This window comes from Rhizobium sp. S163, from assembly GCF_030380805.1.
GTDB lineage: Bacteria > Pseudomonadota > Alphaproteobacteria > Rhizobiales > Rhizobiaceae > Rhizobium.
In genome coordinates this window covers 101,463-115,789 of sequence record NZ_JAUDSA010000005.1, presented here as the reverse complement: position 1 = coordinate 115,789, position 14,327 = coordinate 101,463, and the positions used below count along the sequence as shown (strand labels likewise).

General features: G+C 61.5%; 18 protein-coding genes. 5 read left to right on the top strand and 13 right to left on the bottom strand.

The window, feature by feature from the left end; all coding sequences use genetic code 11:
- Nucleotides 1-66 precede the first annotated feature (66 nt).
- Nucleotides 67-366 (top strand): DUF1294 domain-containing protein, encoded by a 300-nt coding sequence (locus QTL96_RS07415; RefSeq protein WP_289727250.1) that lies wholly within the window; start codon nt 67-69, stop codon nt 364-366.
- Between the two features lies 1 nt (nt 367).
- Here the strand turns inward: QTL96_RS07415 and QTL96_RS07410 are convergent, their stop codons facing one another.
- Complete coding sequence (locus QTL96_RS07410) at nt 368-874, bottom strand: GNAT family N-acetyltransferase (RefSeq protein WP_113199595.1); 507 nt, start codon at nt 872-874, stop codon at nt 368-370.
- Between the two features lie 308 nt (nt 875-1,182).
- On the opposite strand from QTL96_RS07410, the gene QTL96_RS07405 reads away from it, so the two are divergent.
- Entirely contained in the window at nt 1,183-1,440 is a 258-nt protein-coding gene (locus tag QTL96_RS07405; protein WP_289727249.1) for a YjhX family toxin, read from the top strand.
- 40 nt (nt 1,441-1,480) lie between these two features.
- Here QTL96_RS07405 and QTL96_RS07400 read toward each other — a convergent pair whose 3' ends face one another.
- From QTL96_RS07400 to QTL96_RS07370, 7 genes are all read right to left on the bottom strand, one after another.
- The gene (locus QTL96_RS07400; RefSeq protein WP_289727248.1) at nt 1,481-2,950 is read right to left on the bottom strand and encodes a glycosyltransferase family 39 protein; all 1,470 of its coding nucleotides are present in this window, start codon (nt 2,948-2,950) and stop codon (nt 1,481-1,483) included.
- Nucleotides 2,951-2,964: 14 nt separating this feature from the next.
- Nucleotides 2,965-4,047 carry a glycosyltransferase gene (locus QTL96_RS07395; protein WP_289727247.1) on the bottom strand — a complete coding sequence of 361 codons (1,083 nt, stop codon included), beginning with the start codon at nt 4,045-4,047 and terminating at the stop codon, nt 2,965-2,967.
- 166 nt (nt 4,048-4,213) lie between these two features.
- Entirely contained in the window at nt 4,214-4,483 is a 270-nt protein-coding gene (locus QTL96_RS07390; protein WP_289727246.1) for a hypothetical protein, read from the bottom strand.
- Nucleotides 4,484-4,506: 23 nt separating this feature from the next.
- Nucleotides 4,507-4,971 carry a GNAT family N-acetyltransferase gene (locus QTL96_RS07385; RefSeq protein ID WP_289727245.1) on the bottom strand — a complete coding sequence of 155 codons (465 nt, stop codon included), beginning with the start codon at nt 4,969-4,971 and terminating at the stop codon, nt 4,507-4,509.
- Between the two features lie 20 nt (nt 4,972-4,991).
- Complete coding sequence (gene gatA / locus QTL96_RS07380) at nt 4,992-6,473, bottom strand: Asp-tRNA(Asn)/Glu-tRNA(Gln) amidotransferase subunit GatA (RefSeq protein ID WP_018900163.1); 1,482 nt, start codon at nt 6,471-6,473, stop codon at nt 4,992-4,994.
- Nucleotides 6,474-6,527: 54 nt separating this feature from the next.
- A complete protein-coding gene (gatC, locus tag QTL96_RS07375) occupies nt 6,528-6,815 on the bottom strand; it encodes an Asp-tRNA(Asn)/Glu-tRNA(Gln) amidotransferase subunit GatC (RefSeq protein ID WP_113199602.1) in 288 nt (95 codons plus the stop codon).
- Between the two features lie 121 nt (nt 6,816-6,936).
- Complete coding sequence (locus tag QTL96_RS07370; RefSeq protein WP_289727244.1) at nt 6,937-7,641, bottom strand: metal-dependent hydrolase; 705 nt, start codon at nt 7,639-7,641, stop codon at nt 6,937-6,939.
- Nucleotides 7,642-7,760: 119 nt separating this feature from the next.
- Here QTL96_RS07370 and ruvX point away from each other — a divergent pair, with 119 nt between their 5' ends.
- A complete protein-coding gene (gene ruvX / locus QTL96_RS07365) occupies nt 7,761-8,255 on the top strand; it encodes a Holliday junction resolvase RuvX (RefSeq protein WP_289727243.1) in 495 nt (164 codons plus the stop codon).
- On the opposite strand, the gene QTL96_RS07360 is transcribed toward ruvX, so the two are convergent.
- The 5 genes from QTL96_RS07360 to QTL96_RS07340 all read right to left on the bottom strand — a co-directional run bounded on the left by QTL96_RS07360 (nt 8,192) and on the right by QTL96_RS07340 (nt 11,894).
- Nucleotides 8,192-8,524, bottom strand: a complete 333-nt coding sequence (locus QTL96_RS07360; RefSeq protein WP_018900167.1) for a DUF6105 family protein — start codon at nt 8,522-8,524, stop codon at nt 8,192-8,194. The two genes, ruvX and QTL96_RS07360, sit on opposite strands and share 64 nt — an antisense overlap.
- Nucleotides 8,521-8,748, bottom strand: a complete 228-nt coding sequence (locus tag QTL96_RS07355) for a hypothetical protein (RefSeq protein ID WP_289727294.1) — start codon at nt 8,746-8,748, stop codon at nt 8,521-8,523. Before QTL96_RS07355 ends, QTL96_RS07360 begins: the two co-directional genes overlap by 4 nt.
- A 70-nt stretch (nt 8,749-8,818) precedes the next feature.
- Nucleotides 8,819-9,481, bottom strand: a complete 663-nt coding sequence (locus tag QTL96_RS07350) for a TetR/AcrR family transcriptional regulator (protein ID WP_047510546.1) — start codon at nt 9,479-9,481, stop codon at nt 8,819-8,821.
- 143 nt (nt 9,482-9,624) lie between these two features.
- Nucleotides 9,625-10,245 (bottom strand): GNAT family N-acetyltransferase, encoded by a 621-nt coding sequence (locus QTL96_RS07345; protein WP_289727242.1) that lies wholly within the window; start codon nt 10,243-10,245, stop codon nt 9,625-9,627.
- Nucleotides 10,245-11,894: an acyl-CoA dehydrogenase family protein gene (locus tag QTL96_RS07340; protein WP_289727241.1), complete on the bottom strand. Its 1,650-nt coding sequence runs from the start codon at nt 11,892-11,894 to the stop codon at nt 10,245-10,247. Before QTL96_RS07340 ends, QTL96_RS07345 begins: the two co-directional genes overlap by 1 nt.
- 176 nt (nt 11,895-12,070) lie before the next feature.
- On the opposite strand from QTL96_RS07340, the gene QTL96_RS07335 reads away from it, so the two are divergent.
- Both QTL96_RS07335 and QTL96_RS07330 read left to right on the top strand, forming a co-directional pair.
- Complete coding sequence (locus QTL96_RS07335) at nt 12,071-13,027, top strand: aspartate carbamoyltransferase catalytic subunit (protein ID WP_018900172.1); 957 nt, start codon at nt 12,071-12,073, stop codon at nt 13,025-13,027.
- Complete coding sequence (locus tag QTL96_RS07330; RefSeq protein ID WP_113237086.1) at nt 13,024-14,313, top strand: dihydroorotase; 1,290 nt, start codon at nt 13,024-13,026, stop codon at nt 14,311-14,313. The genes QTL96_RS07335 and QTL96_RS07330 overlap by 4 nt, the downstream gene beginning before the upstream one ends.
- Nucleotides 14,314-14,327 lie beyond the last annotated feature (14 nt).

The following is a 14,327-nucleotide window of genomic DNA, read 5'->3' as shown; positions in this document are numbered from 1 at the left end:
TCGGCCATTGCGGGCCGGACAGCCGGCATTTTTCGGTTGTTAACGGGCCACCGTTAGAGTCCGCCCATGCTTCTCACCGATCTCGCCAAAATCATCGGACTGTTCACAGCCTGGAACGGGCTGGTGTTCGCGATCTACTTCGTCGACAAGCAGGCCGCGCGCTATGGCCGGTGGCGCATCAGCGAAAAGACGCTTCTGACGCTTGCCTTCCTTGCCGGCAGTCCCGGTGCGGTGAGTGCCCAACAGCTGCTGCGCCACAAGACCCGCAAGGAGCCGTTTCGCTCGGAGCTTATGGCGATCTGCGTTTTTCATCTGCTTGCCGTGGTCGCGCTCATAGCAGCAATCACGCGAGGGTGTTTGGACTGATCTAGAAGGCGCCGTAAGGCCCCTCGCCCTGCGATGATACCGGCTTCGATAGCCCAACCGAGGGGACGTCACGGTCGAGCTTGGGATTATAGGCGACCGACAGCCAGTGAATTGAATAGCCGTTCTTCTTGAAGAAGGTGATCGCCTCGTTGTTTTCGGCGTGCGTCTGCATCATCACACTGTCGAGCCCCTGCTCCGCCACCTCCTTTTCGATCGACTGCAGCAGAGCCGAGCCGAGCCCATGGCCGGTGAATGACGGATCGATCCAGAAGTCGGAAATCGTCTCGTCGAGATTTTCGCGCGCGGCCCATCCGGCCGTGTGGCCGTTCCATTCGATGACGGTAATGGTGAGCCAGCGCGTCTCGGCGAAATTCATGAAGGCGCTGCGGGCAGCCGACGCCATCGCATCCGCCTCGCCGATCGGCGCCATGGCCTTCTGCCAGGCGCGCAACCCGATTTCGCTCAAAACCTCGGCTTCGCCCTCATGGGCATTGCGAATAGTGATCAATCAGAACCTCCGAAACACCGAGGAAAGTAAACCACCGAATCAGGCCATCTCAAAGCCTTCCGTAACGTCAGGCGAAGCTTATCTCGCATTGCGAAAGAGGGAGCTCGCTTGGCGCCGACCTTGACGCCGACGAGGCCGAAGCCTATCAAATCCTCATGTTGAACTCGCAATCAGAGACCCGGTAAAGGCCCTGCCCGCAAGTTTTCTTGCGCGCACGGGCCCGACGAGAACGAAGCCCTGACGTCCCACCCGGACGCCAGATCGTTTTTTGTGCGCCTTAAACGGCGCGAGACCGGATCAACATCTCCATGGATATTTCACGCGCGGAACAGCGCATCCTGCACTTGCTGGCCCAAGGCGGCCGCATCGAAATCGAACGCGACGACAGACACAAGATCGAGGCCGTCAACTGCCTCACCCGCGACGGCTGGCTCTACCCCGGCTTCGACCTCGAGCTCTTTCGAAGGCTCAAACGGCTGAAAGCGATCAGATCGCAGACCGGACAGCCATACCGGATCACCGAACGCGGGCTGCGACTGGTGCGCTCGCAGCTCGACAACCGATGACAGGGAAACGGCGCCGCTGAGGTGGCGCTGTTTTATCGCCTCAGCGTTGAAGCAGGCGATATTTTGAAAGTTGAAGACCGGTGTCGCTGTAGCCGGTCGTTTCTGCGCCGCAGCTATCGTCCACGACGATATGGTTGCCCGCGGCGGCATCCATAGTTGCGAGGCTAATCTTATGCCGACGCTCCAGGTAGCCGTAGAGTGCCCAATCTTCGGCTCCCGCGCCGCAGACCGCGACTGCGCGTTCGCACGTTCCCGACGACGGGCAGACATGATCCGCAATGCGCGCGGCGTTGACGATCGTATCCGCATCTGTTCCTGGCCGACCGAAGTTGAAGCCGACGAGAATGGCACTCAGCGCGAGTGCTACAGTCAAGCTGACCGACAGCTGCCGATATGCCCGTGCGTTCAGCGCTCGAATTGCTCGAACAACGGCCGGTGCGCCCGCAATCGCGAAGGCAGATGCGAAATAGGCGAGCGACGGATTGAAATAGAAGCTGGCAACGCGCGGGCTGGCTAGCAACGGAAGCGAAGCGGAAAAGCCGACGAGCGCCAGAAAGACGGCGGTCCTGCGTCGCGCCTGACTTACATCACGCGGCATTTCGGAGCGGTTTCCCCAACGGCGATCGCAAAGCACGATGATGAGCGTGATGATCGCCGGATAAGCATTGACGCGTATGAAAGCGCGCACGGCGTTCCAGTTGCCGCCACCGCTGCCGCGCTGACCGGTCAGGCTCGGCAATAGCTGTATCGAGAGATAGCGCTGGATCGCGTCCCGGGCATCGTCCAACTGCCAGAGAGCGGCAAAGAAAACGACAACCGTCGCGGTCATGACCAAGGTGTCAACGATGACTGAGACTAGGTTTCGACGACGAAATGCCAGCCACCATATTCCCGGCGTTGCAAGAGGGAACAGGCCGACCAGTCCTTTGGTCATCAGCGCCAACGCCACCAAAACCCCTGCGGCGATCATCAACACCGAACGCGACAGAGCCTTCTTGTGATCGGCGCCGCCATAGGCAACGACAACGCAATAAATCGCCAGAGAGGTAAAAACGATCAGCAGGTTTTCGAGCATTCCATTGGTAAACCCCCAGCTCACACGTCCTGCACCGAGCGCCATGGCCAAAACCATGGGACCTGCAAAGCGAAGCTCCGGATCGCTAGCGTGAAGCCTTTGCCAGATCTTCAGCAGAATGAAGCCGCTGGCGATCAGCGTCAGCAACGAGAAGCATTTTTCAACGGCGATCGTGTCGCCGAACAGAAGAAAACCAATCGCTTCGAGCCACATCATCAACGGCGGATGCTCGGAGAAGAGCGAAAACAAAGTATCCGAGAACTGCAACCGCCACGGTGAACCAGCGCCTTCGGCCAGGTTGCGCGCGATGCTGGCGTAGATCGCGCCGTCAAAGAACATCGATTGATGCATCAGCTGACGCAACACCAGCAGGCAGACGACGATAGCAAGAATAATCCAGAGAGGCTTTTCAGCATCCACGGTCTTGGACTGCATGGGGTGGGCCTCGTCTATTTCCAGATGAACTTGTTGGCGATCACGAACTTCCAGACCGTGTCGATGGCGATGCCCGCTAGAGTGGCAAGGAAGACCACGTGCACCAGCCGTTCATAGGCAAGGGTCGCGGCCGAAACATTGGCGACGATGCCGACAGACGACACGAACAAAAACTTGAGATAGCCCCAGAACTTTGCCCGGCCGCGCAGTCGTCGATCCTGAAAAGTCAGCAGATTGTTGAGCAGGAAGTTGCTGGTGGCAGCTACCAGCGTCGCCACCGTCTGTGCTGCCATAAAGGGCACAGAAAGCGCCAGTGCGCTGTAGAGAACCGCCAAGTGAACGAAGAGGCCTGAGCCTCCTACGAACAGGAAGGAGATCAGGTTCGCAGGCACGATGCCGCGGGTCATCTTGCTAAGAAGGAAGGTGACGAATTTCCAGATGACATAGCTGTCGAGCTTCGATTCGCCGCTAAGCCGCGCCTGAAAATCGAAAGGCACTTCGGCGTGGCGCAGTTCTTTGTGGGAATAAAGAATATCGAGAAGGAGTTTGAAGCCTGCGTCTCCAAGCTCCGGTGCCACACGCAGAAATACCTCGCGCTTGATAACGAAGAATCCGGTCAACGGATCGGCGAGGCGGCGCCCCAGGACAAAGCTGCTCAGCCAGTTTCCGACCTTGGACAGCGTGTTGCGCAACGGCGACAATGCATCCGCCTGGCGCTCATCGTCCAATCTGCGGGCGGCGCTTACGATGTGCAGATCATCCTGATGCAATCGATCGACCAGTTCCTTGACCACTTCAGGATCATGCTGACCATCGACATCCATTACGCAGAGCAGTCCGCCCTTTGCAGACAGCATGCCCTGAATACTTGACTTCGCGAGTCCCCTATCTGTGAGACGCGTGATTATCCGTATCCTTGGATCATCCGCAGCGTAGTCGAATACCTTCTGTGCCGTGCCGTCGGCAGAGTTATCGTCGACAAAGATAATCTCCCAATCCTTATCACAGAGGGCGACTTTCGTACGCTCGATGAAAGGAATGACGTTTCCCGACTCATTGTATGTCGGCGCGATAATAGAAATACGACTTGCAGGCAAAGCGTTATCCACCAATAGAAAGCAACCGCACCTAGCAGGTCACCAAATAAAAATCCAGCGAGATACATGGATGGCCGATGTCAGCAATTTGGTTGCTTGTGGACTGATGTACCCGAGCTAGGGAACCGGTGACAAACACACGTCGCTGCGGATGCCACGTCATTTTTCACTTTGCCAGCAACGCCGCACGCATGGCTGCCCACTCGTCGCCAAACGAACCAGTCGCAACCGACTTGCCCGCCAGCCGATACCAGTAACCGGCATTCCACTTATTACCCTCGACGCGATGACAGAGCGCGTGCCCCCAATCGAAAGGCTGTTCGCCTTCGTGGGCCTGGCAGATGTCATGCACGGCCTTCCATTCGGCTCCCATCACGAAATCCGCGGCGGCCAGGCGGTCGAAAGCCTCGACGAGCGTTGAAATCCGCGATGCCATAGACCTACTCCTGTTCGTGGATGTTAAGGCAGCGCCTTCTCCATATGCACCTTTTCGAGATCGATCCCCATACTCTTGGAAAACTCGATCCCGCGCCACACGATAGCAAAACCACAACGTTCATACAGCCGGACCGCGCCGGTGTTGCTGGCATGGGTATCGATGCGAGCCAATGGATGGCCGTCTGCCGAGATGAGTTCGAGGACGTGGAGGACGAGCGCTCGTCCAACACCCCTACCCTGATGATCCGGATGAACCCAAAGGTCGGACACGTAATCGCGCGCACCGTCCCGCGCTGCCCAGCCGGCGACTACGCCATCGAGTTCGGCAACGTGCACATCACCCGATGTGCTCTCTGCGAAGATCGAAAATTCGTGCCGGACGCGTTCGGAAATCTCCACGGCGAGATCGCTGCCTTTAAAGGCGTCGCTGGATTTCCAAGCCGCAAAACCGACTTCGCCGACCAGCATGTGGTCGGCGATCGTCATGTCTCTGATTTTCAGTCCGCTTACCACCACTTGGCGGGGGTGAAGCGGCCGGCGGCTTGTTCGATGACGTGGGCCGTCTTGAAGAGGGTTTCCTCCTCGAACGGCTTGCCGATGAGCTGCAGGCCGAGCGGCAGGCCCTTGTGGTCGAGGCCGGCAGGGACGGCGATGCCGGGAAGGCCGGCCATGTTGACGGTGACGGTGAAGATGTCGTTCAGGTACATCTTCACCGGATCCGATGCCAGGTCCTCGTCGGCGATACCGAAGGCGGACGACGGGGTGGCAGGCGTCAGGATGGCGTCGACGCCGGCGTGGAAGGCAAGGTCAAAGTCACGCTTGATCAGCGTGCGGACCTTCTGCGCCTGGATGTAATAGGCGTCGTAGTAACCTGCCGAGAGAACGTATGTGCCGATCATGATGCGGCGCTTGACTTCGTGGCCGAAGCCGGCGGCGCGGGTCTTCTCGTACATGTCGGCAATGTCCTTGCCGTCGACGCGCAGGCCGTAGCGCACGCCGTCGTAGCGGGCGAGGTTCGAAGAGGCTTCAGCCGGTGCGACAATGTAATAGGCCGGCAGCGCGTACTTGGTGTGCGGCAGCGAGATGTTGACGATCTCGGCGCCGGCATCCTTCAGCCAGGCGATACCCTGCTGCCAGAGCGTTTCGATTTCTTCCGGCATGCCGGCGACGCGGTATTCGTTCGGAATGCCGATCTTCATGCCCTTCAGCGACTGGCCGAGCACGGCTTCGTAATCCGGAACAGGCAGATCGACCGAGGTCGTGTCCTTGGCGTCGACCGAGGCCATGGACTTCAGGAGGATGGCGGCGTCGCGGACGTCGCGGGCGATCGGGCCGGCCTGATCGAGCGACGAGGCGAAGGCAACCGTGCCCCAGCGCGAGCAGCGGCCATAGGTCGGCTTGATGCCGACGGTGCCGGTGAAGGCGGCGGGCTGGCGGATCGAGCCGCCGGTGTCGGTGGCGGTGGCGCCGGCGCAGAGATGTGCTGCAACGGCAGCGGCAGATCCGCCCGAGGAGCCGCCGGGAACCAGCTGCTGGTTCGAGCCTGCAGCGCGCCAGGGGTTGATGACCGCACCGTAATGCGATGTCTCGTTGGAGGAGCCCATGGCGAACTCGTCCATGTTCAGCTTGCCGAGCATGACGGCGCCGTCGTCCCACAGGTTCTGCGTGACGGTCGATTCGTAATGCGGCTTGAAGCCGTCGAGGATGTGGCTGCAGGCCTGGGTGTGGATGCCTTCGGTGGCGAAGAGATCCTTGATGCCGAGCGGAATGCCTTCGAGCTCGCCGCCCTTGCCGCTGGCAAGACGGGCGTCGGAGGCTTCGGCCATCTGCAGCGCCTTTTCAGGCGTCACCTTGATATAGGCGTTGAGCTTGTCGTTGGCCGCCTCGATCGCCGAGATATAGGCCTCGGTGAGTTCGGTTGCTTTGATTTCCTTGGCGCGCAGCTTGGTGCGGGCTTCGGCAATGGTCAGGCTGGTCAGTTCGCTCATGATGGTTCGCTTCAAATCTTGAATGGCAACGGGGTCGGAAAGCGGCGGAAGGCCTTATTCGACGACTTTGGGCACCAGGAAGAAATTCTGATCGGTAACGGGCGCGTTGGCGACGATATCGGCGGCCTTGTTGCCGTCGGTGACGTCGTCGGTGCGCTTCTTCATCAGCATCGGCGTGACCGAGGTCATCGCCTCGACGCCTTCGACATTGACTTCGGAGAGCTGCTCGACGAAGCCCAGGATCCCATTCAACTCGCCGACCATGCGGTTTGCCTCATCTTCGGAGACGGCAATACGGGCAAGGCGCGCAACGCGCTTAACGGTGGCTAGGTCGACGGACATCATATTCTCCGGATGGGATTTTCCCACACGCTATAAAGGCCATGCCCGCTGTGTGCAACGGGCATGGCCTTTCGTTCATTCAGATTTCCGCCCTTTCAAGTCGGGGCGAAGTGCCAATGCGTCAGAGAACGACGCTCTCGCTCGGCTTGATCGCCTTCACCTCGGTCTTTGCGCCTTCCATGCCGGCGACGAATTTTTCAGGCGTCTGATCGATGATCGGGAACGTGCCGTAATGGCAGGGGATCGCGGTCTTGAAGTTGAAGTAGCGCTGGCAGGCAAGTGCGGCCACGGCACCACCCATGGTGAAGCGGTCGCCGACCGGGACGAGACCGATGTCGGGCTGGTGCAGCTCGTTGATCAGCGCCATGTCGGAGAAGATGTCGGTGTCGCCCATGGCGAAGATCGAGGCTTCGTCGTCGAAGTGCAGCATCAGGCCGTTGGCACTGCCGAGCGCGTGGGAGACGCCGTCCTCGGTGACCTGGGCGGAGGAGTGCAGCGCGTTGGTGAAGGTGGCCGAGAAGCCGCCGAGCGGAACCGTGCCGCCGGTGTTGCCCATCTCGATCTTCAACAGGCCCTTGGTGCCAAGCCAGGAGGCGAGATCGGCGTTGGCGAGGACGACGGCGCCGGTTTCCTTGGCGATGGCGACAGTGTCGCCGACGTGGTCGCCGTGGCCGTGGGTCAACAGAATATGGGTGACACCAGCGGTGACATCCTTGATGTCCTGGCCGGCGAACGAGCCGTTATGGGTCAGGAACGGGTCGAGAAGGATGGTTGCCTTCGCGGTCTCGATGCGGAATGCCGCATGGCCTAGCCAAGTGATCTTCATGAAATCTGTCCTTTTATTAAGTGATGCAAAAACCTGTTTCGATGGGTATGGAGATAACCGATACCGCCGCAAAGAAAAGCGGTCGAGGCTTCAATTTCTTTTGACGGGATGAAACGACGATGACGGTGCTGACGATCGAGGAACTGGCGGCCGCACTTCAGCCGGGACAGGCAATCGCCGGTCTCGACCTCGGCACCAAGACGATTGGGCTTTCGATGTCGGATCTCGGCCGGCGATTCTCGACGCCGCGCCCGGTCATCAAGCGCGAGAAGTTCACCATCGATGCCGAGGTGCTTTTGGGCTTCGCCGAGAGGGAAAAGGTCGCGGCCTTCGTCATCGGCCTGCCCATGAACATGGACGGGTCGGCCGGCCCGCGCGTCCAGGCCACGCGCGCATTCGTGCGCAACATGGAGCAGAAGACGGTCCTGCCCTTCGTCTACTGGGATGAGCGGCTATCGACGGTTGCCGCCGAGCGGGCGCTGCTGGAGATGGACGTGTCACGCGCCAAGCGGGCCGAACGCATCGATTCGGCGGCCGCCAGCTTCATTCTTCAGGGCGCTCTCGACAGGCTGTCCTTGCTTGGAAGGGCGGCGCTCGAAGAACCGGACGCCTGACGTCCCCGCCACCAGGCGGCGATCTTCTTGCGTCTGCGGAAGGCCATGATGGCGAACACCACGAGGCTGTCGACAACGACAGCGCGGGCGACCAGCGGCGGAATGGTTTCGGCGGGGATGCCGAGGATATTGGCGTAGACCTGGAAGGTCAGGTCATGGGCCTGGCGCGTGAGCATGAAGATGCCGAAGCTCATGTCGTAGTAGGAAAGCCAGTACCAGCCTGCCAGAAACACGATCGGACCGGCCCAGAAGATCAGGAACCACTTCATGCGGTCGCCCCTCTTTGTCGCTTTGCAAATGGCAGATCAAGCGAGACCAGCCATGTCGATAATGCCATCAAACCCAGCACCACGGCCGGCACCGCGATATCGAGCGCGAGCACGGCAAAGAACATCATCGCGGCAACGAGGAACATGATTCTCGCGATTTTGGTTCGCATGGTTCCAGACAACTCAAACTTTGAAACTGTCTGGTAACCTGACTTCTTAAACACTCAGGTGCAACGTAAACCATTTGTTAAGGTTAACGGCGAAGCGGGAGGCTGTGGGAAAGTATGGGCCCAATCAGCCGTAAACGCCGCGAACGATGCGTTTCAGGGCTGCCTCCGCCTTCTCCCAATCCTTCGATGCCTTCAGCGCCAGACCGGCGCACTGCCCGCCGGCTGATGCCGAAAGGACGATATGCTGGATGGCGGCGATCAGAATCGCGTTGACGGCGACGGCGTCGACGCCCTTGGGTGGCGTCAGCGAGCCGCGCATGCGCTCCAGCCATGTGGCCAGTGCTTTCGAGCGCGCTTCGGAGAGGCGGCGGACCTGCTCGGTGTTTTCGGACACCTCCCAGGCGACGATGCGGCGCATCAGCGGGTCGTCCCGCAGGGCCTGGAGGAAGAGCAGCGACAGGCGCTCCATCAGATCGCCGTAGGTCAGCAGGAACATGCCGCCGGTGTCCTCGGGAATGCGGTCCTTCACCCACGTGCCAAGATCGGCGCCGATCGCGTCGACCAAGCCATTCAGGCCGCCGTAGTAGCGATAGATCAGCTGCTTGTCGCAGCCGGCCTTGCGGGCCACGGCGTTGATGCCGAAGTTCTGGAACCCCTCTTCCGCAAGCAGCGCCTTGGCGGCGTTGAGGATCGCCTTTTCAGTCGCGCCACGGTCACGCACACGCTTTTCCGGTTCGGCCTGCGGTGCGCTCGCGATGGGGGTCAAAGGCATGGGGTCATTCAGCATCAGGGACTCGGATTTCATGTGTCACTCATCGGTGAGTAACAACACCGGCTCTAACCGGCAACGGCGAACCCCTTGAAAGATTGTGGATTGTTTTCAGGCCATGCGAGGCCCGGCAGCGCAATGTCGCCGACCGGCGACATCAATCAGAGCGTCTGGCCGAACCAGACGGTGCGCTCGGACGGTTCGACGAGCGGTGGTCCGAGGCGCGTGAAGCCGCGCGAGCCCCAGAAGCCGATGCCGGCGGCATTCGTTGCGCTGGCGCCGAGATGGACGGATTTCACGCCCGCGTCTCTCGCCTGCGAGAGCCACATGTCGAGCAGCTTCGTTCCCATCCCCTGCCCGCGCAGACGCGACAGCAGGTTCATATGGATATGAGCCGGAAACGCCTCGATGATGGCCGATGGCGCCGACGAGGGATGATGGATCGCGGCGATGCGTTTCTCGTCGGCATTCCAGAGTTCGGGGTCGCCCTGAGGTTCCGGATAGGCGCTGCGCAGCGCCGGCCACCAGTCGCGCTCAAGCTGCGCCTGAAAGGCAAGCGTATCGTAGACACCGACGATATAGCCGGCGACGCCTTCGGCATCCTCGGCCACGAAAGCCGTTTCAGGGCTGAGCGTCACGTAAGGCGCGGAATAGATGTGGCCGATGAGCTTGCCGTCACCATGCAGTGACGTTGCATCCTGGCCGGCGTCACCCGTGACCAGCGAAATGTTGTATATCTGATCGAGATCGTCGAGCCGGGCTTGGCGCAGCGTTGTCGTCATCAGGATGCCGGGGGATAGAGGAGGTCGACGATGTAGCCGGCGTCGAAGCGGCTATCGAGCATGCCATAGGTGGAGCGCCAGCCGCCGGCGAGACGGGTTTCGATGAAGGCATCGGCGATGCGCCCTGCCCCCAGACGATAGAGTTCGGCGGCACCCGCCGCGAGCGCCAGCTGCTCGACGAGCAGGCGGGCGGCACCCTCGTCGCGCTCGCAAAGCGCCATGGCGGCGCGCAGCACGTCAATGGTCTTTTTGCCCGCCGGGCCGAGATCCCTCGCAAGGCCTGCGAAGACGGTCTCGAAGAGATCCTTGCCGCGGTTCAGGATACGCAGGACGTCGAGCGCCATGACGTTGCCCGAGCCTTCCCAGATCGCATTGACAGGCGCTTCGCGGTAGTGGCGGGCAATCGGGCGTTCCTCGATGTAGCCGCTGCCGCCGATGCACTCCATCGCTTCGTAGATCAGCGCGGGCGCGATCTTGCAGCACCAGTATTTGGCGACCGGCGTCATGACGCGGGCGTAGGCTGCCTCTTCGGCGCTGCCGCGCGCGCGGTCGAAGGCATCGGCGAGACGGAAGGAGAGCGCTGTGGCTGCGGCGACGTCGAGCGCCATGTCAGCAAGCACGCGGGTCATGATCGGCTGGCTGACCAGCATCTTGCCGAAGACGCTGCGGCCGCGCGTATGGTGCACGGCTTCAGCCAGCGAGGCGCGCATGATGCCGGATGATGCCAGCGCGCAATCGAGGCGCGTCAGCGTGACCATGTCGAGAATGGTGCGAACGCCGGCATCCGGACCGCCGAGCAGGAAGCCGAACGTATCGCTGAACTCGACCTCGGAGGATGCGTTCGAGCGGTTGCCCACCTTGTCCTTGAGGCGCTGGAACTGCAGGCCATTGGCCGACCCGTCCTCAAGCAGGCGCGGCACCAGGAAGCAGCCCATGCCCTCCTTGGTCTGCGCCAACATGATGAAGGCGTCACTCATCGGCGCCGACATGAACCACTTGTGGCCCGACAGGCGGTAGATGCCCTCGCTGACCTTTTCGGCAGACGTCGTGTTCGAGCGGACATCGGTACCGCCCTGCTTCTCGGTCATGCCCATGCCGATGGTCACGGCGGATTTCTGCATGGCCGGCTTGTTGGCCGAATCGTATTTGCGCGACAGGATCCTCGGCGCCCAGTCCTTCTGGACGGCGGGCGACGCGGAGAGAGCGGCGACGGATGCGCTCGTCATGGTGATCGGGCAGAGATGGCCGGTCTCGAGCTGCGAGGAGAGATAGAAGCGAGCGGCTCGGATCTTGTGCGCCTGGTCCTTCGCCTCGGCATCGGCCTGCGGATCCCAGACGGACGAGTGAAGACCGACGGACATGGACCGGCGCATCAGCGCGTGCCAGGCCGGGTGAAACTCCACGACATCCAGCCGTTCACCGCGCGGGCCGTGGGTGCGCAGCTGCGGCACGCCCTGGTTTGCCATGCGCGCCAGTTCCTGCGCTTCCGGCGAGGTGACGTAGCGGCCCATATTGTCGAGATCATCGCGAATGCCGCGCGGCAACGCACCAGTGAGGTCGACGATCAGCGGATCGGACCTGTAGGCGTTGATGCCGGACCATAGGCTCGGCTGATTGAGTTCGGCGAGTTTTTCTTCGGCGGGTGTCATGAATCGCTTCTAGTGCATGAGGCAGGCAAAGGGAAACCGGAAGTTGGACCCTTCTCCTGCTTTAGCCCAATTGCGACAAAATTGCAGGGGGAGAGCGCGGTTTGCCCACAGCGCATGCTTGCCGCCGCCGCACGCACTCTTTATAGAGCCGCTGACGACAGCATAGAGGCAGGTTCATGGTCTTCTTTCCCCACCGCCACCTCATCGGTATCAAAGGGCTCACAGAGCAGGATATCACCTTTCTCCTCGACAAGGCCGACGAGGCCGTCAAGATCAGTCGACAGCGAGAAAAGAAGACGTCGACCCTCAGGGGACTGACGCAGATCAATCTGTTTTTCGAAGCGTCCACCCGCACGCAAGCCTCCTTCGAGCTCGCCGGCAAGCGCCTCGGTGCCGATGTAATGAACATGTCGGTCGGCAATTCCTCGGTGAAGAAGGGCGAAACGCTGATCGACACGGCGATGACGCTGAACGCGATGCGCCCTGACGTGCTGGTTATCAGGCACTCGAGCGCCGGCGCCGCGGCCCTCCTCGCGCAGAAGGTTTCCTGCTCGGTGGTCAATGCCGGCGACGGCCAGCACGAGCATCCGACGCAGGCGCTGCTCGACGCGCTGACGATCCGCCGCGCCAAGGGCAAGCTGTCGCGCATCATCGTCGCCATCTGCGGTGACGTTCTGCACTCGCGCGTGGCGCGCTCCAACATCCTGCTTCTCAACGCCATGGGTGCCAGGGTTCGCGTCGTCGCGCCGGCGACGCTGCTTCCGGCTGGGATCGCCGACATGGGCGTCGAGGTCTTCCATTCGATGAAGGAAGGCCTGAAGGACGCCGACGTCGTGATGATGCTCCGCCTGCAGCGCGAGCGCATGTCCGGCGCCTTCGTGCCGTCGGTGCGCGAATATTTCCACTTCTATGGTCTCGACGCGGAAACGCTGAAGGCGGCGAAGGAGGATGCGCTGGTCATGCACCCTGGACCGATGAACCGAGGGGTTGAAATCGCTTCCGAGGTCGCCGACGGGCCGCAGAGCGTGATCGCCGAACAGGTCGAAATGGGTGTCGCCGTACGCATGGCTGTCATGGAAACGCTGCTGATCTCGCAGAACCAGGGTCCCCGCAGCGAAGGAGCCGGCGCATGAGCAACTCGATCGTCTTCAAGAACGTTCGCATCATCGACCCCTCTCGCAATCTGGACGAGGTCGGCGCGATCGTCGTCAAGGACGGCGTGATCGTCGCTTCCGGCAAGGATGCGCTGAACGAGGCCGTGCCGGCAGGCGCGACGGTTCGTGACTGCAACGGGCTTGTCGCGGCACCCGGTCTCGTGGATGCGCGCGTCCATATTGGCGAACCTGGTGCCGAGCATCGCGAAACGATCGAGTCGGCCAGCCGGGCCGCTGCCGCGGGCGGCGTGACCTCGATCATCATGATGCCGGATACCGATCCCGTGATCGACGACATCGCACTGGTCGAATTCGTGAAGAAGACCGCGCGCGACAAGGCGCTGGTCAATGTCTATCCGGCGGCGGCGATCACCAAGGGTCTCGCCGGCGAGGAGATGAGCGAGATCGGCATGCTGATGGAAGCCGGCGCGGTGGCCTTCACCGACGGCCGCTCCAGCATCCACGACGCGCAGGTGCTGCGCCGGGTGATGACCTATGCGCGGGAATTCGGCGCGGTGATCTCCTGCGAGACGCGCGACCAGCATCTGGCCGCCGGCGGCGTGATGAACGAGGGCCTGTTCGCAAGCTGGCTCGGCCTCAGCGGCATTCCGCGCGAGACAGAACTGATCCCGCTGGAGCGCGACCTGCGCATCGCCAAGTTGACGCGCGGGAAGTATCACGCGGCGATGATCTCGGTGCCCGAATCCGTCGAGGCGATCGAGCTGGCGAAGAGCCGTGGCGCGACGGTTACCTGCGGCATCTCGATCAACAATCTGGCGCTCAACGAAAACGACATCGGCGAGTACCGCACCTTCTTCAAGCTCTATCCGCCGCTGCGCTCGGAAGACGATCGCGTGGCGATGGTGGATGCGCTGGCGCGCGGAGCGATCGACATCATCGTCTCCTCGCACGACCCGCAGGACGTCGACACCAAGCGCCTGCCCTTCGGCGAAGCCGCCGACGGTGCCGTCGGGCTTGAGACGATGCTGGCGGCGGCCCTTCGGCTGCACCATAGCGGGCATGTGACGCTGATGCGCCTGATCGATGCCATGTCGACGCGGCCGGCGCAGATCTTCGGTCTCGATGCCGGCACGCTGAAGCCCGGCGCCAAGGCGGATATCGTGCTGATCGATCTCGAAGAGCCTTGGATTGTCGCCAAGGACATGCTTCTCTCGCGCTCGAAGAACACGCCGTTCGAAGACGCGCGCTTCAGCGGACGTGCGGTCGCGACCTATGTCGCCGGCCAGTGCGTGCATACATTATAAGAAGACAAGTGGGG